Annotated in this window: 24 protein-coding genes and 1 pseudogene; 20 read left to right on the top strand and 5 right to left on the bottom strand. The window is 61.6% G+C overall.

What is annotated here, in order from left to right; all coding sequences use genetic code 11:
• Positions 1-123: 123 nt before the first annotated feature.
• The 9 genes from argS to ACKUG4_RS04860 all read left to right on the top strand — a co-directional run bounded on the left by argS (position 124) and on the right by ACKUG4_RS04860 (position 10,542).
• Positions 124-1,860, top strand: a complete 1,737-nt coding sequence (argS, locus tag ACKUG4_RS04900; protein WP_445433557.1) for an arginine--tRNA ligase — start codon at positions 124-126, stop codon at positions 1,858-1,860.
• 1 nt (position 1,861) lies between these two features.
• Complete coding sequence (locus ACKUG4_RS04895) at positions 1,862-2,578, top strand: SPOR domain-containing protein (protein ID WP_039772438.1); 717 nt, start codon at positions 1,862-1,864, stop codon at positions 2,576-2,578.
• Between the two features lie 155 nt (positions 2,579-2,733).
• Entirely contained in the window at positions 2,734-3,264 is a 531-nt protein-coding gene (gene hslV, locus ACKUG4_RS04890) for an ATP-dependent protease subunit HslV (RefSeq protein ID WP_003196958.1), read from the top strand.
• 55 nt (positions 3,265-3,319) lie between these two features.
• Entirely contained in the window at positions 3,320-4,657 is a 1,338-nt protein-coding gene (hslU, locus tag ACKUG4_RS04885; protein WP_039772441.1) for an ATP-dependent protease ATPase subunit HslU, read from the top strand.
• Positions 4,658-4,733: 76 nt separating this feature from the next.
• The gene (locus ACKUG4_RS04880) at positions 4,734-5,111 is read left to right on the top strand and encodes a gamma-butyrobetaine hydroxylase family protein (protein ID WP_011332068.1); all 378 of its coding nucleotides are present in this window, start codon (positions 4,734-4,736) and stop codon (positions 5,109-5,111) included.
• Positions 5,112-5,369: 258 nt separating this feature from the next.
• Positions 5,370-7,049: a class II poly(R)-hydroxyalkanoic acid synthase gene (phaC, locus tag ACKUG4_RS04875; protein WP_039772445.1), complete on the top strand. Its 1,680-nt coding sequence runs from the start codon at positions 5,370-5,372 to the stop codon at positions 7,047-7,049.
• 155 nt (positions 7,050-7,204) lie between these two features.
• Positions 7,205-8,059 (top strand): poly(3-hydroxyalkanoate) depolymerase, encoded by an 855-nt coding sequence (gene phaZ, locus ACKUG4_RS04870; RefSeq protein WP_007952412.1) that lies wholly within the window; start codon positions 7,205-7,207, stop codon positions 8,057-8,059.
• Between the two features lie 151 nt (positions 8,060-8,210).
• The gene (gene phaC / locus ACKUG4_RS04865; RefSeq protein ID WP_445433556.1) at positions 8,211-9,893 is read left to right on the top strand and encodes a class II poly(R)-hydroxyalkanoic acid synthase; all 1,683 of its coding nucleotides are present in this window, start codon (positions 8,211-8,213) and stop codon (positions 9,891-9,893) included.
• 28 nt (positions 9,894-9,921) lie between these two features.
• Complete coding sequence (locus ACKUG4_RS04860; RefSeq protein ID WP_007952414.1) at positions 9,922-10,542, top strand: TetR/AcrR family transcriptional regulator; 621 nt, start codon at positions 9,922-9,924, stop codon at positions 10,540-10,542.
• 70 nt (positions 10,543-10,612) lie between these two features.
• Here ACKUG4_RS04860 and ACKUG4_RS04855 read toward each other — a convergent pair whose 3' ends face one another.
• The 3 genes from ACKUG4_RS04855 to ACKUG4_RS04845 form a co-directional block, all read right to left on the bottom strand.
• Positions 10,613-11,479, bottom strand: coding sequence for a phasin family protein (locus ACKUG4_RS04855; protein WP_445433555.1), 867 nt, complete (start codon positions 11,477-11,479; stop codon positions 10,613-10,615).
• A 10-nt stretch (positions 11,480-11,489) separates the two neighbouring features.
• Positions 11,490-11,912: a phasin family protein gene (locus ACKUG4_RS04850; protein ID WP_039772451.1), complete on the bottom strand. Its 423-nt coding sequence runs from the start codon at positions 11,910-11,912 to the stop codon at positions 11,490-11,492.
• A 161-nt stretch (positions 11,913-12,073) separates the two neighbouring features.
• Entirely contained in the window at positions 12,074-12,349 is a 276-nt protein-coding gene (locus ACKUG4_RS04845) for a polyhydroxyalkanoic acid system family protein (protein WP_007952417.1), read from the bottom strand.
• 165 nt (positions 12,350-12,514) lie between these two features.
• Here ACKUG4_RS04845 and ubiE point away from each other — a divergent pair, with 165 nt between their 5' ends.
• The 11 genes and pseudogenes from ubiE (at position 12,515) to ACKUG4_RS04790 (ending at position 20,572) form a co-directional block, all read left to right on the top strand.
• Entirely contained in the window at positions 12,515-13,285 is a 771-nt protein-coding gene (gene ubiE / locus ACKUG4_RS04840; RefSeq protein ID WP_007952418.1) for a bifunctional demethylmenaquinone methyltransferase/2-methoxy-6-polyprenyl-1,4-benzoquinol methylase UbiE, read from the top strand.
• Positions 13,285-13,908: a ubiquinone biosynthesis accessory factor UbiJ gene (locus ACKUG4_RS04835; protein ID WP_007952419.1), complete on the top strand. Its 624-nt coding sequence runs from the start codon at positions 13,285-13,287 to the stop codon at positions 13,906-13,908. Before ubiE ends, ACKUG4_RS04835 begins: the two co-directional genes overlap by 1 nt.
• Entirely contained in the window at positions 13,905-15,506 is a 1,602-nt protein-coding gene (gene ubiB / locus ACKUG4_RS04830) for a ubiquinone biosynthesis regulatory protein kinase UbiB (protein ID WP_445433554.1), read from the top strand. The genes ACKUG4_RS04835 and ubiB overlap by 4 nt, the downstream gene beginning before the upstream one ends.
• 80 nt (positions 15,507-15,586) lie before the next feature.
• On the top strand, positions 15,587-15,988 hold the full coding sequence (gene hisI, locus ACKUG4_RS04825; RefSeq protein WP_007909357.1) for a phosphoribosyl-AMP cyclohydrolase: 402 nt from the start codon (positions 15,587-15,589) through the stop codon (positions 15,986-15,988).
• Entirely contained in the window at positions 15,981-16,313 is a 333-nt protein-coding gene (locus tag ACKUG4_RS04820; protein ID WP_007952422.1) for a phosphoribosyl-ATP diphosphatase, read from the top strand. Before hisI ends, ACKUG4_RS04820 begins: the two co-directional genes overlap by 8 nt.
• A gap of 25 nt (positions 16,314-16,338) precedes the next feature.
• Entirely contained in the window at positions 16,339-16,617 is a 279-nt protein-coding gene (locus ACKUG4_RS04815; RefSeq protein WP_007952423.1) for a twin-arginine translocase TatA/TatE family subunit, read from the top strand.
• 10 nt (positions 16,618-16,627) lie between these two features.
• Positions 16,628-17,074: a Sec-independent protein translocase protein TatB gene (tatB, locus tag ACKUG4_RS04810; RefSeq protein ID WP_236188664.1), complete on the top strand. Its 447-nt coding sequence runs from the start codon at positions 16,628-16,630 to the stop codon at positions 17,072-17,074.
• Complete coding sequence (tatC, locus tag ACKUG4_RS04805; protein ID WP_007952425.1) at positions 17,071-17,859, top strand: twin-arginine translocase subunit TatC; 789 nt, start codon at positions 17,071-17,073, stop codon at positions 17,857-17,859. Before tatB ends, tatC begins: the two co-directional genes overlap by 4 nt.
• Positions 17,856-18,563 carry a 16S rRNA (uracil(1498)-N(3))-methyltransferase gene (locus tag ACKUG4_RS04800; RefSeq protein ID WP_375744985.1) on the top strand — a complete coding sequence of 236 codons (708 nt, stop codon included), beginning with the start codon at positions 17,856-17,858 and terminating at the stop codon, positions 18,561-18,563. Before tatC ends, ACKUG4_RS04800 begins: the two co-directional genes overlap by 4 nt.
• Positions 18,564-18,655: 92 nt before the next feature.
• Positions 18,656-19,717, top strand: a pseudogene (locus ACKUG4_RS04795) (methyl-accepting chemotaxis protein); the annotation flags it as partial.
• A complete protein-coding gene (locus tag ACKUG4_RS04790) occupies positions 19,700-20,572 on the top strand; it encodes a methyl-accepting chemotaxis protein (protein ID WP_371850981.1) in 873 nt (290 codons plus the stop codon). The pseudogene ACKUG4_RS04795 and the gene ACKUG4_RS04790, both read left to right, overlap by 18 nt.
• Positions 20,573-20,625: 53 nt before the next feature.
• Here the strand turns inward: ACKUG4_RS04790 and ACKUG4_RS04785 are convergent, their stop codons facing one another.
• Together ACKUG4_RS04785 and ACKUG4_RS04780 are read right to left on the bottom strand one after the other, a co-directional pair.
• Entirely contained in the window at positions 20,626-21,360 is a 735-nt protein-coding gene (locus ACKUG4_RS04785) for an amino acid ABC transporter ATP-binding protein (protein ID WP_064592877.1), read from the bottom strand.
• Entirely contained in the window at positions 21,353-22,312 is a 960-nt protein-coding gene (locus tag ACKUG4_RS04780; RefSeq protein WP_134825203.1) for an amino acid ABC transporter permease, read from the bottom strand. The genes ACKUG4_RS04785 and ACKUG4_RS04780 overlap by 8 nt, the downstream gene beginning before the upstream one ends.
• Between the last annotated feature and the right edge of the window lie 46 nt (positions 22,313-22,358).

Here is a 22,358-nt window from a genome sequence, read left to right as displayed (position 1 = left end):
TTGTCACCACACATCCACATCCTGCCTGCTAAGGTTGGCAAGCCCGTCTTCGCAACGGATAATGCCCAGTTTTTCCACCCGCGCATCGATGCGCCGCCGCGCTTGCGGTCGAAAGAGAAGACCATGAAAGACACCATTCGCCAGCTGATCCAACAAGCCCTCACCCAACTCGTCAACGAAGGTGTGTTGCCTGAAGGCCTGACGCCGGCGATCCAGGTGGAAAATGCCCGGGACAAGACCCACGGCGACTTTGCCACCAACATCGCCATGATGCTGGCCAAGCCTGCGGGCATGAAGCCACGCGATCTGGCGGAAAAAATCATCGCCGCCCTGCCGGCTGACGAAAACGTCACCAAGGCCGAAATCGCCGGCCCCGGTTTCATCAACTTCTTCCAGAACACTCAAGCACTGGCCTCGCGCCTCGACGCCGCCCTGGCCGACGATCACGTTGGCGTGCGCAAGGCCGGCCCGGCGCAACGCACCGTGGTCGATCTGTCGGCGCCGAACCTGGCCAAAGAGATGCACGTCGGCCACTTGCGCTCGACCATCATTGGCGATGGCGTGGCGCGGGTACTCGAATTCCTCGGCGACACCGTCATCCGTCAGAACCACGTTGGCGACTGGGGCACCCAGTTCGGCATGCTGATGGCCTACCTGCAGGAAAACCCGATCACCAGCGACGAGCTGTCGGACCTGGAAAACTTCTACCGCGCCGCCAAGCAACGCTTCGACGAATCGCCGGAATTCGCCGACCGCGCCCGTGGCCTGGTGGTCAAGTTGCAGGCCGGCGACGCTGAATGCCTGGCACTGTGGACCAAGTTCAAAGACATCTCGCTGTCGCACTGCCAGAAGATCTACGAACTGCTCAACGTCAAACTGACCATGGCCGACGTGATGGGCGAAAGCGCCTACAACGACGACCTGATCAACGTGGTCAACGACCTGAAAGCCGCCGGCATGCTGGTCGAAAGCAACGGCGCCCAGTGCGTGTTCCTCGACGAATTCAAGAACGCCGAAGGCGAGCCGCTGCCGGTGATCATCGTCAAGGCTGACGGCGGCTACCTGTACGCCACCACCGACCTGGCGGCCGTGCGCTACCGCAGCGGCAAACTGAAGGCCGACCGTGCGCTGTACTTCGTCGACCAGCGTCAGGCCCTGCACTTCCAGCAAGTGTTTGCCGTGGCACGCAAGGCCGGGTTCGTGACCCATCCGATGGAAATGGAGCACATGGGCTTCGGCACCATGAACGGCGCCGACGGCCGTCCGTTCAAGACCCGTGACGGCGGCACCGTGAAGCTGATCGACCTGCTGACCGAAGCGCAGGAACGTGCCTACAGCCTGGTGAAGGAAAAGAACCCGACACTTGCCGAAGACGAACTGCGCGCCATCGCCAAAGTAGTCGGCATCGGCGCGGTGAAATACGCCGACCTGTCGAAACACCGCACCAGCGACTACAGCTTCAACTTCGACCTGATGCTCAACTTCGAAGGCAACACCGCGCCGTACCTGCTGTACGCCTACACCCGCGTGGCCGGCGTGTTCCGCAAACTGGGCAAGGATTTCAGCGAAGTCGACGGCCAGATCGTCCTCGAAGCGGCGCACGAACAGGAACTGGCGGCGAAACTGGCGCAGTTCGGTGAAGTGCTGAACAACGTTGCGGAAAAGGGCACGCCACACACTCTCTGCACCTACCTGTACGACGTGGCCGGCCTGTTCTCCAGCTTTTACGAGAACTGCCCGATCCTCGCCGCCGACACCCCGGCACAAATGCAAAGCCGTCTGCGCCTCGCCGCGTTGACCGGCCGTACCCTCAAGCAAGGCCTGGAACTGCTCGGCCTGGAAACCCGGGAGCGCATGTAAGTTGGCTGCCAAGAAAAAACCTGCACCCAAGCGTGGCGCCAGCCGTTACCAAGCTCCAGCGAAGCAGCCGATTCCGGGCTGGCTGTGGATGGCCATCGGCCTGACGGTCGGCGCGTTCATCGTGTTCCTGATGAAACTGGAGCCGGGCAAGGGCAGCGACACGGTCAAGCGCGAGAAGGTCGAGCAACAGCAGCAACAGAAAGCCTCCAAGATCGCCGAGGCTAACAAGACCCCGCCGAGCCCGACGCAACCGGTGAAGCCGAAGTACGACTTCTACACCCTGCTGCCGGAATCGGAAGTGATCGTGCCGCCTGATGCCGTGCCGGAGAAAACCCTGCCGACGCCACAGGTGCCGGCAATCCCGACCACGCCGGTGACCCCGGCCGAAGCGGCGAAGATCGACACCGCACGGGCGCAGGCTGCGCTGGCCGGAATCACCCCGCCGCCAGCGCCGCCGGTGACCAAGGCTGCACCGGTGACCAAGTTCTTCCTGCAGGCCGGCTCGTTCCGCAAAGAGACGGATGCCGACAAGGTCCGCGCGCAGATCATTCTGCTCGGCCAGGCAGTCGCGGTTGAGTCCGGGACGGTCAAGGATGAAACCTGGTATCGCGTACTGGTCGGCCCGTTCAGCAACCGCGAACAGCTGACCACCGCCCAGAAACAACTGGCGGGCGCCGGCTTCAGCAACCTGCTGTTACAACAACGCCAGAGCCGCTGACAGCTCCCCACTGATCGTTCCCACGCTCTGCGTGGGAACGATCATGCACAAATCACCGCTCGTCCCCTCTCCCGCCCCGCAGTTGAAATCCTCTCCACCACCCCCATATGAATGGGCATAAGGCATTTTCGCCCTGCAGTGTGGAGACTCTTCCCTTGACCACCATCGTTTCAGTCCGCCGCCACGGCAAAGTCGTCATGGGCGGCGACGGCCAGGTTTCTCTCGGCAACACCGTGATGAAAGGCAACGCGAAGAAAGTTCGTCGCCTGTACCACGGCGAAGTCATCGCCGGTTTCGCCGGTGCCACCGCCGACGCCTTCACCCTGTTCGAACGTTTCGAAGGCCAGCTTGAAAAACACCAGGGTCATCTGGTTCGCGCCGCCGTCGAACTCGCCAAAGAATGGCGCACCGACCGTTCCCTGAGCCGCCTCGAAGCGATGCTCGCGGTCGCCAACAAGGACGCCTCGCTGATCATCACCGGCAACGGTGACGTGGTCGAACCCGAAGACGGCCTGATCGCCATGGGTTCCGGTGGCGCCTATGCGCAAGCCGCCGCCAGCGCCCTGCTGAAGAAGACCGACCTGTCGGCCCGCGAAATCGTCGAGACCGCTCTCGGCATCGCCGGCGACATCTGCGTATTCACCAACCACACCCAGACCATTGAGGAGCAGGATCTCGCTGAATGAGCCTGACGCGGCCCCTGTGCCACGGCTTGTTTCTGCTTGAGGACCGTCAATTATTATGTCCATGACTCCCCGCGAAATCGTCCACGAACTCAACCGCCACATCATCGGCCAGGACGATGCCAAGCGCGCTGTCGCGATTGCCCTGCGCAACCGCTGGCGCCGCATGCAGCTGCCTGAAGAGCTGCGCGTTGAAGTGACCCCGAAGAACATTCTGATGATCGGCCCGACCGGCGTCGGTAAAACCGAGATCGCCCGTCGCCTGGCCAAGCTGGCCAACGCGCCGTTCATCAAGGTCGAAGCGACCAAGTTCACCGAAGTCGGCTACGTCGGCCGTGACGTCGAATCGATCATCCGTGATCTGGCCGATGCTGCGATCAAGATGCTGCGCGAGCAGGAAATGACCCGCGTTCGCCACCGCGCCGAAGACGCCGCCGAGGACCGTATCCTCGATGCCCTGCTGCCACCGGCACGCATGGGCTTCAGCAACGAAGAAGCGCCGACCCAGGATTCCAACACCCGCCAGCTGTTCCGCAAACGCCTGCGCGAAGGTCAGCTGGACGACAAGGAAATCGAGATCGAAGTCGCCGAAATGGCCGGCATCGAAATCGCCACGCCTCCGGGCATGGAAGAAATGACCAACCAGTTGCAGAACTTGTTCGCCAACATGGGCAAGGGCAAGAAGAAGGCCCGCAAGCTCAAGGTCAAGGAAGCGCTGAAACTGGTACGCGATGAAGAAGCCGGTCGCCTGGTCAACGAAGAAGAGTTGAAGGCCAAGGCCCTGGAAGCCGTCGAGCAGCACGGCATCGTGTTCATCGACGAAATCGACAAGGTCGCCAAGCGCGGCAATGTCGGCGGCGCTGATGTGTCCCGCGAAGGCGTGCAACGTGACCTGCTGCCGCTGATCGAAGGCTGCACCGTCAACACCAAGCTGGGCATGGTCAAGACCGACCACATCCTGTTCATCGCCTCCGGTGCGTTCCACCTGAGCAAGCCGAGCGATCTGGTGCCGGAGCTGCAAGGCCGTCTGCCGATCCGTGTGGAACTCAAGGCCCTGAGCCCGCAGGACTTCGAACGCATCCTCAGCGAACCGCACGCCTCGCTCACCGAGCAATACTGCGCGCTGCTGAAAACCGAAGGCCTGAACATCCAGTTCCAGCCGGAAGGCATCAAGCGTCTGGCGGAGATTGCCTGGCAGGTCAACGAGAAGACCGAGAACATCGGTGCCCGTCGCCTGCACACGCTGCTCGAGCGACTGCTGGAAGAGGTGTCGTTCAGTGCCGGCGACCTGGCCAGCGCCCACGACGACAAGGCGATCGAGATCGACGCCGAATACGTCAACAGCCACCTGGGCGAATTGGCGCAGAACGAAGACCTGTCCCGTTATATCCTGTAAGCCATACTTACAGTGGTCGTGAAACTGTGGGAGCCATCGGCTCCCACAATTTTTTCCACCTGACGGAACGCCGGCGATGACCCAACTCCCCACCGACATCAAACTGCACAAAGCCTCGAAAACCCTGTCGCTCAAATACGCGTCCGGCGAGGAATACACCCTGCCCGCCGAATTCCTGCGCGTGCACTCCCCCTCCGCCGAGGTCCAGGGCCACGGCAAACCGATCCTGCAATTCGGCAAGCTGCACGTCGGCCTGACCAAGGTAGAACCGGCCGGTCAGTACGCACTGAAACTGACCTTCGACGACGGTCACGACAGCGGTCTGTTCACCTGGGATTACCTGTACGAGCTGGGGCGACGTCATGACGCACTCTGGGCGGATTATCTGGCCGAGCTCAAAGCCGCCGGCAAAACCCGCGACCCGGACCAGTCCGTCGTCAAGCTGATGCTCTAGTCCGCGGCTCGGACTGTTTAGAGGGCATTTTCTAGATTCATCTGTTTGAATGCTCCGCTAAAGCGGCCCGGGATCGGCTGCTTGCGAAAAAAATCATTCTCGGGTAACCAATGGAACTGGCAAGTTCCCTGCAATGCTCTACGACTGTAAAGCAGCTATGCAGAATCAACGGTCACCCGAGCAGTAGTACCTGGCATTGGCTGTGGAACTGCACAGCAGAAAACCGGGTACTCGTCTCAGGACAATGGAGCGTCGTAGATGAGTAACAAGAATAACGATGATTTGAAGTACCAGGCCTCGGAGAACACCCTGGGGCTGAATCCTGTCGTTGGGCTACGCGGAAAGGATCTGCTGGCCTCTGCTCGAATGGTGCTGACCCAGGCCATCAAACAACCGATCCATAGTGTCAAACACGTCACCCAGTTCGGCCTCGAACTGAAGAACGTGCTGTTCGGCAAATCCGACCTGCAACCGGCGGGCGATGACCGTCGCTTCGTCGATCCGGCGTGGAGTCAGAACCCGCTGTACAAACGTTATCTGCAAACCTATCTGGCGTGGCGCAAGGAACTCCATGCCTGGATCGACGACAGCAGTCTCTCGCCCAAGGACATCGCGCGCGGCCACTTCGTGATCAACCTGATGACCGAGGCCATGGCGCCGACCAACACCGCGGCCAACCCGGCGGCGGTCAAACGCTTCTTCGAGACCGGTGGCAAGAGCCTGCTCGACGGCCTCTCGCATCTGGCCAAGGATCTGGTGCACAACGGCGGCATGCCGAGCCAGGTCAACATGGGCGCGTTCGAGGTCGGCAAGAGCCTGGGCGTGACCGAAGGTGCGGTGGTGTTTCGCAACGACGTGCTGGAGCTGATCCAGTACAAGCCGATCACCGAGCAAGTGCACGAGCGCCCGCTGCTGGTGGTGCCGCCGCAGATCAACAAGTTCTATGTATTCGACCTGAGCCCGGACAAGAGCCTGGCGCGTTTCTGCCTGCGCAACAATGTGCAGACCTTCATCGTCAGCTGGCGCAACCCGACCAAGGAACAGCGCGAGTGGGGCCTTTCCACCTACATCGAAGCCCTGAAGGAAGCAGTCGACGTGGTCACTGCGATCACCGGCAGCAAGGACGTCAACATGCTCGGCGCCTGCTCCGGCGGCATCACCTGCACCGCCCTGCTCGGCCACTACGCGGCAATCGGCGAGAACAAGGTCAACGCCCTGACCCTGCTGGTCAGCGTGCTCGATACAACGCTGGACAGCGACGTCGCCCTGTTCGTCGACGAGCAGACACTGGAGACCGCCAAGCGCCATTCGTATCAGGCCGGCGTGCTCGAAGGCAAAGACATGGCCAAGGTCTTCGCCTGGATGCGCCCGAATGACCTGATCTGGAACTACTGGGTCAACAACTACCTGCTCGGCAACGAACCGCCGGTGTTCGACATCCTGTTCTGGAACAACGATACGACTCGACTGCCGGCCGCGTTCCACGGCGACCTGATCGAGATGTTCAAAAACAACCCACTGATCCGCCCCAATGCACTGGAAGTGTGCGGCACGCCGATCGACCTCAAGCAGGTGACCGCCGACATCTTCTCGCTGGCCGGCACCAACGACCACATCACCCCGTGGAAGTCCTGCTACAAGTCGGCGCAGCTGTTTGGTGGCAAGGTCGAATTCGTGCTGTCCAGCAGCGGGCATATCCAGAGCATTCTGAACCCGCCGGGCAACCCGAAATCGCGCTACATGACCAGCGACGAAATGACCGCCAATGCCGATGACTGGCAGGAAAACTCGACCAAGCACGCCGACTCCTGGTGGCTGTACTGGCAGGCCTGGCAGGCGGCCCGTTCGGGCGAATTGAAGAAAGCACCAACGAAACTGGGCAACAAGGCGTATCCGGCAGGCGAAGCTTCACCGGGCACTTACGTTCACGAGCGGTAACCGACACACCTCATTCCCCCTGTGGGAGCGGGCTTGCTCGCGAAAGCGGTTGATCAGCCAACATCAATGGCGACTGACACGACGCCTTCGCGAGCAAGCCCGCTCCCACAACGGGTACGAGGTGACATTGAGATCGACCCACAGGGCCCTGAAGCATGCCGCACCCGTTCATCTTTCGAACCGTCGAGCTGGATGGCCAGACCATCCGCACGGCGGTCCGCCCCGGCAAGCCTCACTTGACGCCCTTGCTGATATTCAACGGCATCGGCGCCAACCTGGAGCTGGTGTTTCCTTTTGTCGCGGCGCTGGATCCGGACCTGGAAGTGATCGCCTTCGACGTGCCCGGTGTCGGTGGTTCCTCGACGCCGAGCCGTCCATATCGCTTTCCCGGGCTGGCGAAGCTCACCGCGCGGATGCTCGATTATCTCGACTACGGACAGGTCAACGTGATCGGCGTGTCCTGGGGTGGCGCGCTGGCGCAGCAGTTCGCCTACGACTATCCCGAGCGCTGCAAGAAGCTGGTGCTGGCGGCGACCGCCGCCGGTGCGGTGATGGTGCCGGGCAAGCCGAAGGTGCTGTGGATGATGGCCAGCCCACGGCGCTACATCCAGCCGTCCCATGTGATCCGCATCGCCCCGATGATCTACGGCGGCTCGTTCCGCCGCGACCCGACACTCGCAGCCAGCCATGCGGCCAAGGTGCGTTCGGCGGGCAAACTCGGCTACTACTGGCAACTGTTCGCGGGCCTGGGCTGGACCAGCATTCACTGGCTGCACAAGATCCATCAGCCGACGCTAGTGCTGGCCGGTGATGACGATCCGCTGATCCCACTGATCAACATGCGCATGCTCGCCTGGCGAATCCCCAACGCGCAGCTGCACATCATCGACGACGGGCATCTGTTCCTGATTACCCGGGCCGAGGCGGTGGCGCCGATCATCATGAAATTCCTCCAGGAGGAACGTCAGCGTGCGGTGATGCATCCGCACCCGACACCGCTGGGCGGATAACCGTCCCGGCACGGATTTCTGGACAGCGTCTTGCAACGTGTCCACACAGGTGCGCGGCAGGAGGCCGCGCAGGCAACAACCCGCAACAGCGTCTATGGTGTTCTGGTTCGGTGTGTTTGTTTTTGGCCTGAAGACGAAGGAGTGTTGAGTCATGCGTGACAAACCAGCGACGGGCGTCGTGCCCAGCCCCGCCGTGTTCATCAATGCACAGAGTGCCATGACCGGTCTGCGTGGCCGCGACCTGATCTCGACCTTGCGCAGCGTGGCAGCCCACGGCTTGCGCAATCCGATCCACAGTGCAAAACACGCCTTGAAGCTGGGAGGTGCGCTCGGACGCGTGCTGCTCGGCGAAACCCTGCACCCGACCAATCCGCAGGACAGCCGCTTCGCCGATCCGGCGTGGAGCCTGAACCCGTTCTATCGGCGCAGCCTTCAGGCCTATCTGGCCTGGCAGAAACAGGTCAAGAGCTGGATCGACGAGAGCAGCATGAGCGACGACGACCGCGCCCGCGCGCACTTCGCCTTCACCCTGCTCAACGACGCCGTGGCGCCCTCCAACACACTGCTCAATCCGCTGGCGGTCAAGGAGCTGTTCAACTCCGGCGGCCACAGTCTGGTGCGCGGCCTCAGCCATCTGATCGACGACCTGCTGCACAACGACGGCCTGCCACGCCAGGTCACCAAACAGGCTTTCGAAGTCGGCAAGACCGTCGCCACCACCACAGGGTCAGTGGTGTTTCGCAACGAAATGCTCGAGCTGATCCAGTACCGGCCGATGAGCGAAAAACAGTATTCGAAACCGCTGCTGGTGGTGCCGCCGCAAATCAACAAGTACTACATTTTCGACCTCAGCCCGAGCAACAGCTTCGTCCAGTTCGCCCTGAAGAACGGCTTGCAGACCTTCATGATCAGCTGGCGCAACCCGGATGTACGGCATCGCGAATGGGGCCTGTCGACCTACGTCGAAGCCGTGGAAGAAGCGATGAACATCTGCCGGGCGATCACCGGCGCCCGTGAGGTCAACCTGATGGGCGCCTGCGCCGGCGGGCTGACCATTGCCGCGCTGCAAGGGCATCTGCAGGCCAAGCGGCAGTTGCGACGAGTATCCAGCGCCACCTATCTGGTGAGCCTGCTCGACAGTGAAATGAACACCCCGGCCACACTGTTCGCCGATGAGCAAACGCTCGAAGCGGCCAAGCGGCGCTCCTATCAGAAAGGCGTGCTGGACGGTCGCGACATGGCCAAGGTGTTTGCCTGGATGCGTCCCAACGATCTGATCTGGAGTTACTTCGTCAACAACTACCTGCTGGGCAAGGAGCCGCCGGCGTTCGACATCCTCTACTGGAACAACGACAGCACTCGTCTGCCCGCCGCGTTTCACGGCGACATTCTGGACTTCTTCAAGCACAACCCGTTGACCCATCCGGGGGGCCTGGAAGTGTGCGGCACGCCGATCGACCTGCAGAAGGTCACGGTCGACAGCTTCAGCGTGGCCGGCATGAACGACCACATCACGCCGTGGGACGCGGTGTACCGCTCGACGCTGTTGCTGGGTGGTGAGCGGCGCTTCGTGCTGTCCAACAGCGGCCACGTGCAGAGCATCCTCAACCCGCCGGGCAACCCGAAAGCCCATTACGTCGAGAACGGAAAGCTCAGCGGCGATCCGCGCGCCTGGTACTACGACGCCAAGAAAGTCGACGGCAGCTGGTGGCCGCAATGGCTGGAGTGGGTGCAGCAGCGCTCTGGCACCCTGCGCGAAACCCAGATGACCCTCGGCAACGCCAATTATCCACCGATGGAAGCAGCACCCGGCACCTATGTGCGTGTGCGCTGACTGACTCAAGCCCTTTTAAGAAGACTGGATGAAAACAAGCGAACGGATCCTCGAATGTGCCCTGCAGTTGTTCAATGAAAAGGGCGAGCCGAACGTCTCCACCATGGAGGTTGCCAATGAAATGGGGATCAGCCCCGGCAACCTCTACTACCACTTCCACGGCAAGGAACCGCTGATTCTCGGACTGTTCGAGCGCTTCCAGAACGACCTCGCCCCGCTGCTCGACCCGCCCGCCGATGTCGAACTGGCGCCGGAGGATTACTGGCTGTTCCTGCACCTGATCGTCGAACGGCTGGCGCAGTACCGTTTTCTGTTCCAGGACCTGTCGAACCTGGCCGGCCGCCTGCCGAAACTGGCCAAGGGTATTCGCCAGTTCCTCAACGTGCTCAAGCGTACGCTGGCGTCACTGCTGGCGCGGCTGAAGGCGTCGGGGCAGTTGGTCAGCGACACCCAGGCGCTGGGGCAACTGGTGGAGCAGATCACCATGACGCTGCTGTTCTCGCTGGACTATCAACGGATTCTTGATCGCGAAGGCGAAGTGCGGCTGGTGGTGTACCAGATCATGATGCTGGTGGCGCCGCATCTGTTGCCGCCGGTGAAGGTGGCGACGGAGAGGATGGCTTTGCAGTACCTCGAAGATCACGAGTAATCCGACGGCTTTTACCCTAACAAAAACGCCCGACCTTCACAGGCCGGGCGTTTTTTTGAGCCCTGAAAAATCAGGACTGACTGGTTGGCGTCGACGGCGTCGATGCAGCAGTCGGAGCAGGCGCCGGGGTTGGAGCCGAGGCCGAGTTCGACGTGCTTGCCAGTGCTTGCGGTGTGGTCACCGGTTTTGGAGCAGCAACTTTCGGCGCAGCGGCTTTCGGCGCGGCCGGTTTTTTCACTGCCGGTTTTTTCGCCGCAGCCGGTTTGGCGGCAGGCTTGGCAGCGGGTTTGGCGGCCGCGGTTTTCGCTGCTGGCTTGGCCACCGGTTTGGCAGCTGGTTTTGCTGCCGTTTTTGCAGCTGGCTTGGCGGCAACCGGTTTGGCCGCGGCTTTCGCTGCTGGCTTGGCGGCAGCGGTTTTGGCTGCTGGTTTTGCGGCCGGTTTGGCGGCGGCTTTAGCCAGTGGCTTGGCAGCGGTTTTGGCCGCAGGCTTGGCTGCTGCGGTTTTGGCCGCGACAGGCTGAGCTTTCAGGCCGGTGAGTTTTTCGATCTGCCTGGTCAGGGTATCGACCTTCTTGTGCAGATCCTTCACCTCGTTGCGGCTCGGTACGCCCAGGCGCGAAATCGCACTGTTCAGGCGCTTGTCGAAAGCCCCCTCCAGCTGATCCCAGGTGCCCAGTGCGCGATCTTTCACGCCGCTGATGCGCGATTTTGCCGAGCTTGCAGAGTCCTTGGCAGCATCGACTTTTTTGCCGACTGCAGCCTTGGTGAGCTTCTCGGCTTTCTCGCCGTCTTTGACCAATGTATCGAAGAGCTTGCTGCCGTCAGTGTCGATCTTCGAGTACACGCCTAAACCAGCCAGCCAGATCTTGCGGGAATAGTCTTCGACTTTTCCGATCCACGAGCTGCCTTCTTTATCGGTGTTCTTTTTACCAGCCATCCCGTTCTCCTTAAGATTTACGCGCGACGCGTTCGAGCAATGCCGTCAGCTCATCGAGCTTAGCAGAGAGTGTCTCAACGTCATGTTTAGACGGAATGCCGATACGATTCAAGGCACTGGCGACACGTGTGTCGAACGCCTTCTCGACCTTGTCGAGCTGAACTTCGACCCGGCCTTTGAAAGAGCTGACTTCGCTCTTGGCTTCATCGATCTCGGCGTTGGCCGCTTCGAGTTTTTCGGTGACGGCTTTTTTGCCTTTCTTTTCAACAGTTTGACCAGCCTTGATCAACTCCTGAAAGTACTCGCTGCCCTCCTGACCGACCTTGGTGTAGGCACCCAGGCCTGCCAGCCAGATCTTGCGGGCATAGGATTTGACGTCGCTCAGAGCGGAAGTCGAAGCGTCGATTTTTTTCTTCAAAATGACTTTGGCCATGGTGCACCTCACGCGCAGAAGGTTTGAGGAACTGCCCTGACGAGTGTCGGGCTCAGGCACAAAGTAGGGAGAAAAATTAGAAACGGCACCCTAACAACTGACATAAAAGGCAGGTGCAGGAGAAAAAAACGGGGAGCCCGAAGCTCCCCGTTTTGTCCTGATCAGACCAGCGCTTTATCCAGCGCCTTTTCGATCTCGGCTTTGATCATGCCGCTCATGGCCGACATCATCAGGCCCAGTTCCACGTCGACCCGGATCGAATCCTCGGCCACGTGCACCGCGCCCTTCACGCCCGAACGCTTGAGGTTCAGGACATCGCCCGACCACTGCGGCTCCAGGCCATATTGATCGGAGAGTTTCTGCGCCAGTTTGTCGGCTTTCTCGCGGGCCGCTTCCTTGCCCAGGCTGTGGGCACGCTCAACACTGATATGGGCCATTGAATGACTCCTGCTTTTTGAATGGGGCTATGAATGCCTGCAACGAATCTTGACCGCCACTGCGGCAAATCGTCCCGAAGGTTGCCCATCTTACCTTTAGCCATTCCAAGACAAAGCATGGCTTGGGGATTAGAATGTCGCGCATTCTCTTTTGGTGACAGCGATATGACTGATCAGCGCAAAGGCAGCGATGCCGAACCCACCACTCACTTCGGCTTCAAAAACGTTCCGGAAAGCCAGAAAGCGGAAAAAGTCGCTGAGGTGTTCCACTCCGTGGCCGCCAAGTACGACCTGATGAACGACCTTCTGTCGGGCGGCATGCACCGTCTGTGGAAGCGTTTCGCGATCGAACTGTCGGGCGTACGCGCCGGCAACCGCGTGCTGGACATCGCCGGCGGTACGGGTGACCTGACCAAGAAATTCTCGCACCTGGTCGGCCCGACCGGTCAGGTGGTGCTGGCCGACATCAACGAATCCATGCTCAAGGTCGGTCGTGACCGCCTGCTGGATGTCGGCGTGTCGGGCAATGTCGAGTTCGTTCAGGCCGACGCTGAAAAGCTGCCGTTCCCGGACAACCATTTCGACTGCGTGACCATCGCCTTCGGCCTGCGCAACGTGACGCACAAGGAAGACGCCCTGCGCTCGATGCTGCGCGTCCTCAAGCCGGGCGGCCGCCTGCTGGTGCTGGAATTCTCCAAGCCGACCAATGCGCTGATGTCCAAGGCCTACGACGCCTACTCGTTCGCCTTCATGCCGTTGATGGGCAAGCTGATCACCAACGACTCGGAAAGCTATCGCTACCTGGCCGAATCGATCCGCATGCACCCGAATCAGGAAACCCTGAAGTCGATGATGGTCGACGCCGGTTTCGATCGCGTGACCTATCACAACATGACCGCAGGCATCGTCGCCCTGCACCGCGGCATCAAACCCTGATGCTGCTGACCGGGCTGCTCGCCAGCGTCGAACTCGGCCTGAACCGCGTGCTGCGTCTCGACAGCACGGCGCTGCCGCGACTGGCGCACCTGACCGGCAAAGTGATTGCCGTGGATTGCCGCAGCCCGGCGCTGCAACTGTTCATTCTGCCGAGCGACGAAGGCCTGATGCTGGCGTCCCACTGGGAAACCGGCGTCGACTGCACCCTGCGCGCCCCGGCCTCGAGTCTGGTGAAACTGGCCCTGAGCAAGGACAAGACGGCGGTGCTGCACGCGCCGGAAGTCGAACTCGACGGCGACAGCGGCGTGCTGCTGGAGCTGGCGGGCGTGCTGCAGGACCTGGAGCTGGACTGGGAGTACGAACTCTCGCGCTGGCTGGGACCTGTCGCCACGCAACTGGTCGGCGGCCACCTGCGCAGCCGCGCCCGCTGGTATCAACAAGGATTTGCCAGCCTCAACCAGAACCTCGCCGAATACCTGGCCGAAGAATCGCGCACCCTCGTCGGGCAGCGCGAAGCCGAAGCCCGCTTCAGCGAACTGGACCGGATCAAACTCGATCTGGAACGTCTCGAGGCGCGCTTCGAGCGCCTTTCCCGATCCCTCGACCCAAGCGATAACGCATGAAGCTGCTCGCCGTCCGCCGTCTGTTGCGCATCCAGCGCGTCGTGATCCGCTACCGCCTCGATGACCTGTTGTTCGACCTGCCTTTGCCGTGGTTTCTGCTGGCGCTGCGCTACGTTCTGCCGTGGCGCTGGTTCCCGCGCAAGCCGCTCGACCTGAGCCGTGGCGCACGCCTGCGCCTGGCCTTGCAGGACCTGGGGCCGATCTTCATCAAGTTCGGGCAGATCCTCTCGACCCGCCGCGACCTGCTGCCGGAAGACATCGCCGATGAACTGATGCGGCTGCAGGACCGTGTGCCGCCGTTCGATTCGCAGCTGTCGGTCAAACTGATCGAAGAGCAACTGGGCAAGAAGATCAGCGAAGTGTTCAGCCGCTTCGACGTCGAACCGCTGGCCTCGGCCTCGGTGGCGCAGGTGCACGCCGCGCAACTGAAGACCGGTGAAGAAGTGGTGGTCAAGGTGATCCGCCCGGGCCTGAAACCGATCATCGCCCAGGATCTGGCGTGGCTGTTCATCCTCGCCCGCGCCGCCGAGAAGGTCTCCGCCGACGCCCGTCTGCTGCACCCGGTGGACGTGGTCAGCGACTACGAAAAAACCATCTACGACGAACTCGACCTGTTGCGCGAGGCGGCCAACGCCAGCCAGTTGAAGCGCAACTTCGAAGGCTCGCCGCTGTTGTATGTGCCGCAAGTCTATTGGGACTGGTGCCGGCCGAAAGTGCTGGTGATGGAGCGCATCTACGGGATTCAGGTGACGGATCTGGCGACCCTCGCCGACCAGCGCACCGACATGAAAATGCTCGCCGAGCGCGGCGTGGAGATCTTCTTCACCCAGGTGTTCCGCGACAGTTTCTTCCACGCCGACATGCACCCGGGCAACATCTTCGTCAGCACCGTCAACCCGTGGAGCCCGCAGTACATCGCGATCGACTGCGGCATCGTCGGCAGCCTGACCCCGGAAGACCAGGATTATCTGGCGCGCAACCTGTTCGCCTTCTTCAAACGCGACTACCGCCGCGTGGCGCAATTGCACATCGATTCGGGCTGGGTGCCGGCGGAAACCAAATTGAATGAATTCGAAGCGGCGATCCGGACCGTGTGCGAGCCGATCTTCGAAAAACCATTAAAAGATATTTCATTTGGCCAGGTGCTGATGCGCCTGTTCCAGACCGCGCGCCGCTTCAACATGGAAGTGCAGCCGCAACTCGTATTGCTGCAAAAGACCCTGCTGAACATCGAAGGCCTGGGCCGCCAGCTGTACCCGGATCTGGATCTGTGGAACACCGCGCAGCCGTTCCTCGAACGCTGGATGCGCGAGCGCGTCAGCCCGAAAGCCTTGCTCGGCAACGTTCAGAGCCAGTTCGAACAACTGCCGCACCTGGCCAACATGGCCCGCGATCTGCTCGAACGCATGTCCCAGCCCCACGCCAACGACCCGCCGCCGTGGAAAAAACGCAAGGACGACTGGTTCCTGCGCCTGCTCGGCAGCGCCCATCTGGCGGGCGGTACGATCCTCGCTGCCGGGGGCCCGATGCACGAACTGGGGCATTGGCCCGCCGGGATCATGGTGGCCGTCGGCTTGTATCTGGTCGTTCGCCGATAGCCAGTTCCGTGATCGGCTGGCACACTGTTTCAACGCCTGAGCCCGACTATTGAAGTGTGGGTTCGCTGTCGGAGTCGAAGATGAAAAACTGGCTGGACGAGATCAAGTGGGACGCCGATGGCCTGGTGCCGGCGATTGCTCAGGATCACAAGACCGGACGCGTATTGATGATGGCCTGGATGAACCGCGAAGCCCTGGAGCTGACCGCGGCGGAAAACCGTGCCATCTATTGGTCACGTTCCCGTGGCAAGCTGTGGCGCAAGGGCGAAGAGTCCGGCCACGTACAGACGCTGCATGAAATGCGTCTGGACTGCGACGCCGACGTCATCATCCTGATGGTCGAACAGATCGGCGACATCGCTTGCCATACCGGCCGTCAAAGCTGCTTCTACCGCGTCTTCGAAAACGGCGACTGGAAAACGGTCGACCCGGTCCTGAAAGACCCGCACGCCATCTATTCCGCAGGACACAAACATGAGTGACACCCTGACTCGCCTTGCTCAGGTGCTGGAAGAGCGCAAAGGCGCAGCCGCCGACAGCTCGTATGTCGCCAGTCTGTACCACAAGGGTCTGAACAAGATTCTGGAGAAAGTCGGCGAAGAGTCGGTCGAAACGATCATTGCCGCCAAGGACGCCGCCGTCAGCGGCGACTGCAGCGACGTGATCTACGAGACCGCCGACCTGTGGTTCCACAGCATGGTCATGCTTGCCCAGCTGGGGCAGCATCCGCAGGCGGTGCTGGATGAACTGGATCGCCGTTTCGGCCTGTCCGGACACGTCGAGAAAGCCTCGCGCCCGTCCGCCTGAACAACTTCAAAAGAGGAACAGCAACATGGGCATTTTTGACTGGAAACACTGGATCGTCATCCTGGTGGTCGTGGTACTGGTGTTCGGTACCAAGAAACTGAAGAACCTCGGCACCGACGTTGGCGAGTCGATCAAGGGCTTCCGTAAAGCCATGAACGACGACGAAAAACCGGCCGATCCGACCGTCACGCCTGCGCAACCGGTGCCACCGGTACAGCCGCAAGCCACCGCTCAGGCCAACCCGCCGCACACCATCGACGTGCAGGCGCAGAAAGTCGAAGAGCCGATCCGCAAAGACGTGTGAGCACTGACTAATGTTTGGTATCAGCTTCTCTGAACTGCTGCTCGTCGGCCTCGTCGCCCTGCTGGTGCTGGGCCCCGAGCGTCTGCCGGGCGCTGCACGCACCGCCGGCCTGTGGGTCGGACGGCTGAAGCGCAGCTTCAACGCGATCAAACAGGAAGTTGAGCGTGAAATCGGTGCCGACGAAATCCGCCGGCAACTGCACAACGAGCACATCCTGTCGCTGGAACAGGAGGCGCGGAAGATTTTCACGCCGGTTCAGCAGGAGCCGACGCCGGTCGAGCATGTGGGTGAGCAGACGATTCACAGCCCTGCCGCTCCAACGCCAGCGGCACCTGCTGTAGCGCCAACCGAATCAGCGCCTGTCGTCGCGCCAGCCTCGGTTGAACACGTAGCCCAAACCGCCGCGCCGACCACACCAGCGCCAAACGACACCACTCTGCCGCCGCGAGCCCCATGAGCGATCTCCCCGAAAACGACCAGCACATGCCGCTGGTTTCGCACCTCACCGAGTTGCGCACCCGCCTGCTGCGTTGCGTGGCGGCGATCTTCATCATCTTCGCCGGGCTGTTTGCCTTCACCCAGCAGATCTACACCTTTGTTTCGACGCCGCTGCGTGAATACCTGCCGGCCGGCGCGACAATGATCGCCACCGACGTGTCGTCGCCGTTCCTGACGCCGCTGAAACTGACGATGATGGTCTCGCTGTTCCTGGCGATTCCGGTGATCCTGCATCAGATCTGGGGCTTCATCGCACCGGGCCTGTACAAGCACGAGAAGCGTGTCGCAGTGCCGTTGCTGATCTCCAGCATCCTGCTGTTCTACACCGGCATGGCGTTCGCCTACTTCTTCGTGTTCCCGCTGATCTTCAAGTTCTTCGCCTCGGCCACCCCGGCCGGTGTGGAAATGATGACCGACATCACCAGTTACCTCGATTTCGTCATGACGCTGTTCTTCGCCTTCGGCGTGGCGTTCGAAATCCCGGTGGCCGTGGTGCTGCTGGTGTGGATCGGCGTGGTCGACGTCAAATACCTGAAGAAGATCCGCCCGTACGTGATCATCGGCTGCTTCGTGGTCGGCATGATCCTGACCCCGCCGGACATCTTTTCCCAGACCCTGCTGGCCGTGCCGATGTGGATGCTGTTCGAAGTCGGCATCCTGTTCGGCAGTCTGGTCAGCAAGCGCGAGCGCCCGGAAGAAACCGCCGACGATCACAACGATCAGCCGCCAGCGACTCAGCCATGAACCTGCTGCTGCTCGAAGAGGCCGACTTCATCGCGGCCGACCGGGTCGTGCTGCGCGATCGGCGCCTGACCCACATGCAGGAAGTCCACCGTTCGGAAGTCGGCGACAGCCTGCGGGTCGGGCGCATCAACGGGTTGATGGGCTCGGCCGAGCTGCTGCGCCTGGACGCGGGTGAGGCCGAACTGCGGGTCACCCTCGATCAACCGCCGCCGGCCAAACTGCCACTGACCCTGGTACTCGCCCTGCCCCGCCCGAAGATGCTGCGCCGGGTGTTCCAGACCGTGGCGACCATGGGCGTGTCGAAGGTGATTCTGGTCAACAGCTACCGGGTCGAGAAAAGCTTCTGGCAAACGCCGTTCCTGGAGCCGGAAGCGATTCGCGAACAACTGATCCTCGGCCTCGAACAGGCTCGGGATACGGTGCTGCCGGAGATCATCATCGAGAAGCGCTTCAAGCCGTTCGTCGAAGATCGCCTGCCGGCCATCACCGACGGCACCCTCGGTCTGGTCGGTCATCCGGGCAATTTCCCGCCCTGCCCCCGCGCCCTGAACGAACCGGTGACCCTGGCCATCGGCCCCGAGGGTGGCTGGATTCCCTACGAAATCGATTTGCTGGCCAAGGCCGGGCTGCAACCGGTGCAACTGGGCGAGCGAATCCTGCGGGTCGAAACCGCCGTCACCGCGCTGCTCGCCCGGCTGTTCTGAAGTCTTCTCCGGACAAAAGGCGTTACAGATTGCCATCATGCGGCCGATACCCTCCCCATAAGTCCAATTAGTGGTCCGAGGGGAGTCGTCGCATGTACCGTTGGTTAGCCGAGAGTCTTGGAAACGTCAGCGTTAAACGTAAGCTTGGAATCGGTTTCGGCCTGGTGCTGCTGCTGACCCTGTTGATCACCTTCACCGGCTGGACCGGCATGAGCGGGATCATCAGCCGGGGCGACAAGCTCGGCTTCATCTCCAGCCTCAACGAGCTGACCAAGGACCTGCGTCTGGCGCGTCTGGACTATGAAGCCCGCCGTGGCGAACAGGGCCCCGGTGCGGTCAACGACCTGCTCGGCAAACTCGACGCCGGCCTGCAAAGCGCCCGCGGCATGATCGAGCAACCGTCCGACGTGGCCATGATCGATCAGCAACTGGCGGCGGTTGCCGAGTACAAACGCGCCTTTGGCGACATGACCCAGGCCACCGTGCAGCGTGAAGACGCCCGCAGCAAACTCGGCGCCAGCGCCGATAACGCGGTGGCCAAGGTCAGCGAAGTCGAGAAATCCCTGCTGCAAGGCGACAGCGTCGCGCAATTCAACAGCGTGATCGAGCTGAGCAAACTGCTGCAGCAGGCGCGCTATCAGGTGCGCGGCTACACCTACAGCGGCAAGGCCGAAGCCGAACAACCGGCGCTGGATGCCATCGCCGCCGCCCTGAACAATCTGGAAAGCCTGCCGAGCAAACTACCCGAGCAACACATCGCCAACCTGCAACAGGCCACCGAATCGCTGAAGGCTTATCGCGCCGCCGTCAGCCAGTTCCGCGACTCCCAGGTGAACAACGCCAAGGCACTGGCTCGCATGTCGGCCCAAGGCGACATCCTGCTCGACGTCAGCAAGAAACTCACCGAATCTCAGACCATCGTCCGCGACACCGATGCCGCGCACGCCAAAAACATGCTGATGATCGCCACCCTGCTGGCCCTGGCCTTCGGTCTGCTCGCGGCCTGGGCGATCACCCGGCAGATCATCATTCCGCTGGAGCAGACCCTGAAAGTCGCCGAACGTGTGGCCGCCGGTGACCTGACCCACAATCTGGTGTCCCTGCGCCGTGACGAACTCGGTCAATTGCAGCGCTCGATGCAGAGCATGACCCAGGGCCTGCGCGAATTGATCGGTGGCATCAGCGACGGCGTGACCCAGATCGCCAGCGCCGCCGAAGAGTTGTCCGCGGTGACCGAGCAGACCAGCGCCGGGGTCAACAATCAGAAAATCGAGACCGACCAGGTCGCCACCGCCATGAACGAAATGGCCGCCACCGTGCAGGAAGTCGCGCGTAACGCCGAGGAAGCTTCGGAAGCAGCGGTCGCCGCCGACCAGCAGGCCCGTGAAGGCGACAAGGTGGTTGGCGAGGCCATCGCCCAGATCGAACGTCTGGCCGCCGAAGTCGGCCATTCCACCGAGGCCATGGGCGAGCTCAAGCGCGAAAGCGACAAGATCGGCAGCGTGCTCGACGTGATCAAGTCCGTGGCCCAGCAAACCAACCTGCTGGCCCTCAACGCCGCCATCGAAGCCGCCCGTGCCGGTGAAGCCGGTCGAGGCTTTGCGGTGGTCGCCGACGAAGTCCGCAGCCTCGCCCAGCGCACTCAGAAGTCCACCGAAGAGATTGAAGAGCTGATCGTCGGCCTGCAGAACGGCACCCAGCAAGTGGCAACGATCATGGACAACAGCCGCACCCTGACCGACAGCAGCGTCGAGCTGACCCGGCGTGCCGGTGGTTCGCTGGAAAGCATCACCCGTACCGTTTCGGCGATTCAGGCGATGAACCAGCAGATCGCCGCGGCGGCCGAGCAGCAGAGCGCCGTGGCTGAAGAGATCAACCGTAGCGTGCTGAACGTGCGGGATGTGTCGGATCAGACCTCGGCGGCCAGTGAAGAGACGGCGGCCTCCAGCGTCGAGCTGGCGCGCCTGGGCACTCACCTGCAAACGCTGGTGGGCCGGTTCAAGGTGTAAACCGCGCACACAAAAAAATCGCAGCCATTGGCTGCGATTTTTTTGTCCTGTGTTTAGAGGACTTGCCGCAGGAACGCCTGGGCTCGCGGATCCTTCGGCGCATCGAAGAACTCCGCCGGCGAGGCGTCCTCCAGCAGTTTGCCGTGATCGAAGAACAGCACCCGATCCGCCACTTCCCGGGCGAAGCCCATTTCGTGGGTCACGCAGACCATGGTCATGCCTTCCACGGCCAGGTTCTTCATCACGTCCAGCACTTCACCGACCATTTCCGGGTCGAGAGCCGAGGTCGGTTCGTCGAACAGCATGACCTTGGGATCCATCGCCAGCGCCCGGGCAATCGCCACGCGCTGCTGCTGACCGCCGGACAGGCGCGATGGGTACTCGCGGGCCTTCTGGGCGATGCCGACCTTCTCCAGCAATGCCAGAGCCTTGGCTTCGCTTTCCTTCTGGCCGCGCTTGCGCACGACTTTCTGCGCCAGGCACAGGTTCTCCAGCACGGTCATGTGCGGGAACAGATTGAAATGCTGGAACACCATGCCGACTTCGCGGCGGTAGGCGTTGACGTCGGTTTTCGGGTCAGCCAGTTGCAGGCCGTCGATGCTTACCGAGCCGGAATCGAATTCTTCCAGACCATTAAGGCAACGCAGAAAGGTCGATTTGCCGGAACCGGACGGGCCAATCACCACCAGCACTTCACCCTTGGCCACGGACGTGCTGACGTTATCCACCGCGCGCACCACTTGCCCACGGGTGTCGAAGACTTTTACCAGATCGCGGACTTCAATCACTTTGCGCGAGCCTCCGCTCAAGCCGGCTGGCGATTTTCGACAGCGGCAGGTTGATCAACAGGTACAGGCCGGCGACGCAGAACAGGATCTCGAATGGCGAGAACGACGTGGTGATGACTTCCCGGCCGCTTTTCAGCAGCTCGGTGATGGCGATCACCGACACCAGCGAAGTGTCTTTGACCAGACTGATGAACTGCCCGGCCAGCGGCGGCAGCACGCGTTTGAACGCCTGCGGCAACACCACATGACGCATCGACTGGCCGGCACTCAGACCCAGCGAACGCGCCGCTTCGTTCTGGCCGCGGGCAATCGACTGCACACCGGAACGGATGATTTCCGCCACGTAGGCGCCGGTGAACAGCGACAGCGCGGCAATCCCGGCGAACTCCCGGGACAGGTTCATCACCGTGCCGATGAAGAAATAGAAAATGAAGATCTGCACCAGCAGCGGCGTACCGCGCACCAGTTCGACATAGATCGTCGACAGGTCGCGCAGGGTCGGGTTGTTCGACAGCCGGCACAGCCCGGTCGCCAGACCGATCAGCAGACCCAGCACCCCGGACACCACTGACAGCCAAAGCGTGGTCCACAGGCCCCACAACAGCGGACCCGCCGCCCAATGCCGGGTCACGCCCACGACGTCGCCTTCGGCCACATCGTCGCCCTGAGCGAATTGCAGGCTGTTTTCGTCGACGGTCAGGTGCTGCTCGTCACCGGCATCGTTGCGCAGGGTGACCTGCGCGCTGCCGCCCTTGCGCACCAGTTCGCTGACGGTGGAAATGTCGGTCGCGCGCTGGGTTTCCTCGGCCTGATAGGCGAAGTACTGCGGCACACGGTTCCAGCGCCATTCGTAGGACATCAGCGACGTGGCGTAATACAGCGCGCCGGCCAGGCCGACCAGCACCAGCACGGTCAGGACATGCCAGGGCCATTGGGCTTTTTTCTGTTTCATTGCAGATTCTCAGATGATCGTTCCCACGCTCTGCGTGGGAATGCCG

Source organism: Candidatus Pseudomonas auctus (genome assembly GCF_048654275.1).
In the GTDB taxonomy this organism is placed as follows: Bacteria; Pseudomonadota; Gammaproteobacteria; order Pseudomonadales; family Pseudomonadaceae; genus Aquipseudomonas; species Aquipseudomonas pharyngis.
Note: the sequence above shows the minus strand (reverse complement) of the source record. Positions and strands in the feature narration are given on the sequence as shown.

Bases quoted from the DNA above. Each gene is read 5' to 3' on its own strand.
- argS (WP_445433557.1), top strand. From the start codon at position 124: ATGAAAGACACCATTCGCCAGCTGATCCAACAAGCCCTCACCCAACTC.
- hslU (WP_039772441.1), top strand. From the start codon at position 3,320: ATGTCCATGACTCCCCGCGAAATCGTCCACGAACTCAACCGCCACATC.
- ACKUG4_RS04880 (WP_011332068.1), top strand. From the start codon at position 4,734: ATGACCCAACTCCCCACCGACATCAAACTGCACAAAGCCTCGAAAACC.
- phaC (WP_039772445.1), top strand. From the start codon at position 5,370: ATGAGTAACAAGAATAACGATGATTTGAAGTACCAGGCCTCGGAGAAC.
- phaZ (WP_007952412.1), top strand. From the start codon at position 7,205: ATGCCGCACCCGTTCATCTTTCGAACCGTCGAGCTGGATGGCCAGACC.
- phaC (WP_445433556.1), top strand. From the start codon at position 8,211: ATGCGTGACAAACCAGCGACGGGCGTCGTGCCCAGCCCCGCCGTGTTC.
- ACKUG4_RS04860 (WP_007952414.1), top strand. From the start codon at position 9,922: ATGAAAACAAGCGAACGGATCCTCGAATGTGCCCTGCAGTTGTTCAAT.
- ACKUG4_RS04855 (WP_445433555.1), bottom strand. From the start codon at position 11,479: ATGGCTGGTAAAAAGAACACCGATAAAGAAGGCAGCTCGTGGATCGGA.
- ACKUG4_RS04850 (WP_039772451.1), bottom strand. From the start codon at position 11,912: ATGGCCAAAGTCATTTTGAAGAAAAAAATCGACGCTTCGACTTCCGCT.
- ACKUG4_RS04845 (WP_007952417.1), bottom strand. From the start codon at position 12,349: ATGGCCCATATCAGTGTTGAGCGTGCCCACAGCCTGGGCAAGGAAGCG.
- ubiE (WP_007952418.1), top strand. From the start codon at position 12,515: ATGACTGATCAGCGCAAAGGCAGCGATGCCGAACCCACCACTCACTTC.
- ACKUG4_RS04835 (WP_007952419.1), top strand. From the start codon at position 13,285: ATGCTGCTGACCGGGCTGCTCGCCAGCGTCGAACTCGGCCTGAACCGC.
- ubiB (WP_445433554.1), top strand. From the start codon at position 13,905: ATGAAGCTGCTCGCCGTCCGCCGTCTGTTGCGCATCCAGCGCGTCGTG.
- hisI (WP_007909357.1), top strand. From the start codon at position 15,587: ATGAAAAACTGGCTGGACGAGATCAAGTGGGACGCCGATGGCCTGGTG.
- ACKUG4_RS04820 (WP_007952422.1), top strand. From the start codon at position 15,981: ATGAGTGACACCCTGACTCGCCTTGCTCAGGTGCTGGAAGAGCGCAAA.
- ACKUG4_RS04815 (WP_007952423.1), top strand. From the start codon at position 16,339: ATGGGCATTTTTGACTGGAAACACTGGATCGTCATCCTGGTGGTCGTG.
- tatB (WP_236188664.1), top strand. From the start codon at position 16,628: ATGTTTGGTATCAGCTTCTCTGAACTGCTGCTCGTCGGCCTCGTCGCC.
- tatC (WP_007952425.1), top strand. From the start codon at position 17,071: ATGAGCGATCTCCCCGAAAACGACCAGCACATGCCGCTGGTTTCGCAC.
- ACKUG4_RS04800 (WP_375744985.1), top strand. From the start codon at position 17,856: ATGAACCTGCTGCTGCTCGAAGAGGCCGACTTCATCGCGGCCGACCGG.
- ACKUG4_RS04790 (WP_371850981.1), top strand. From the start codon at position 19,700: ATGCAGAGCATGACCCAGGGCCTGCGCGAATTGATCGGTGGCATCAGC.
- ACKUG4_RS04780 (WP_134825203.1), bottom strand. From the start codon at position 22,312: ATGAAACAGAAAAAAGCCCAATGGCCCTGGCATGTCCTGACCGTGCTG.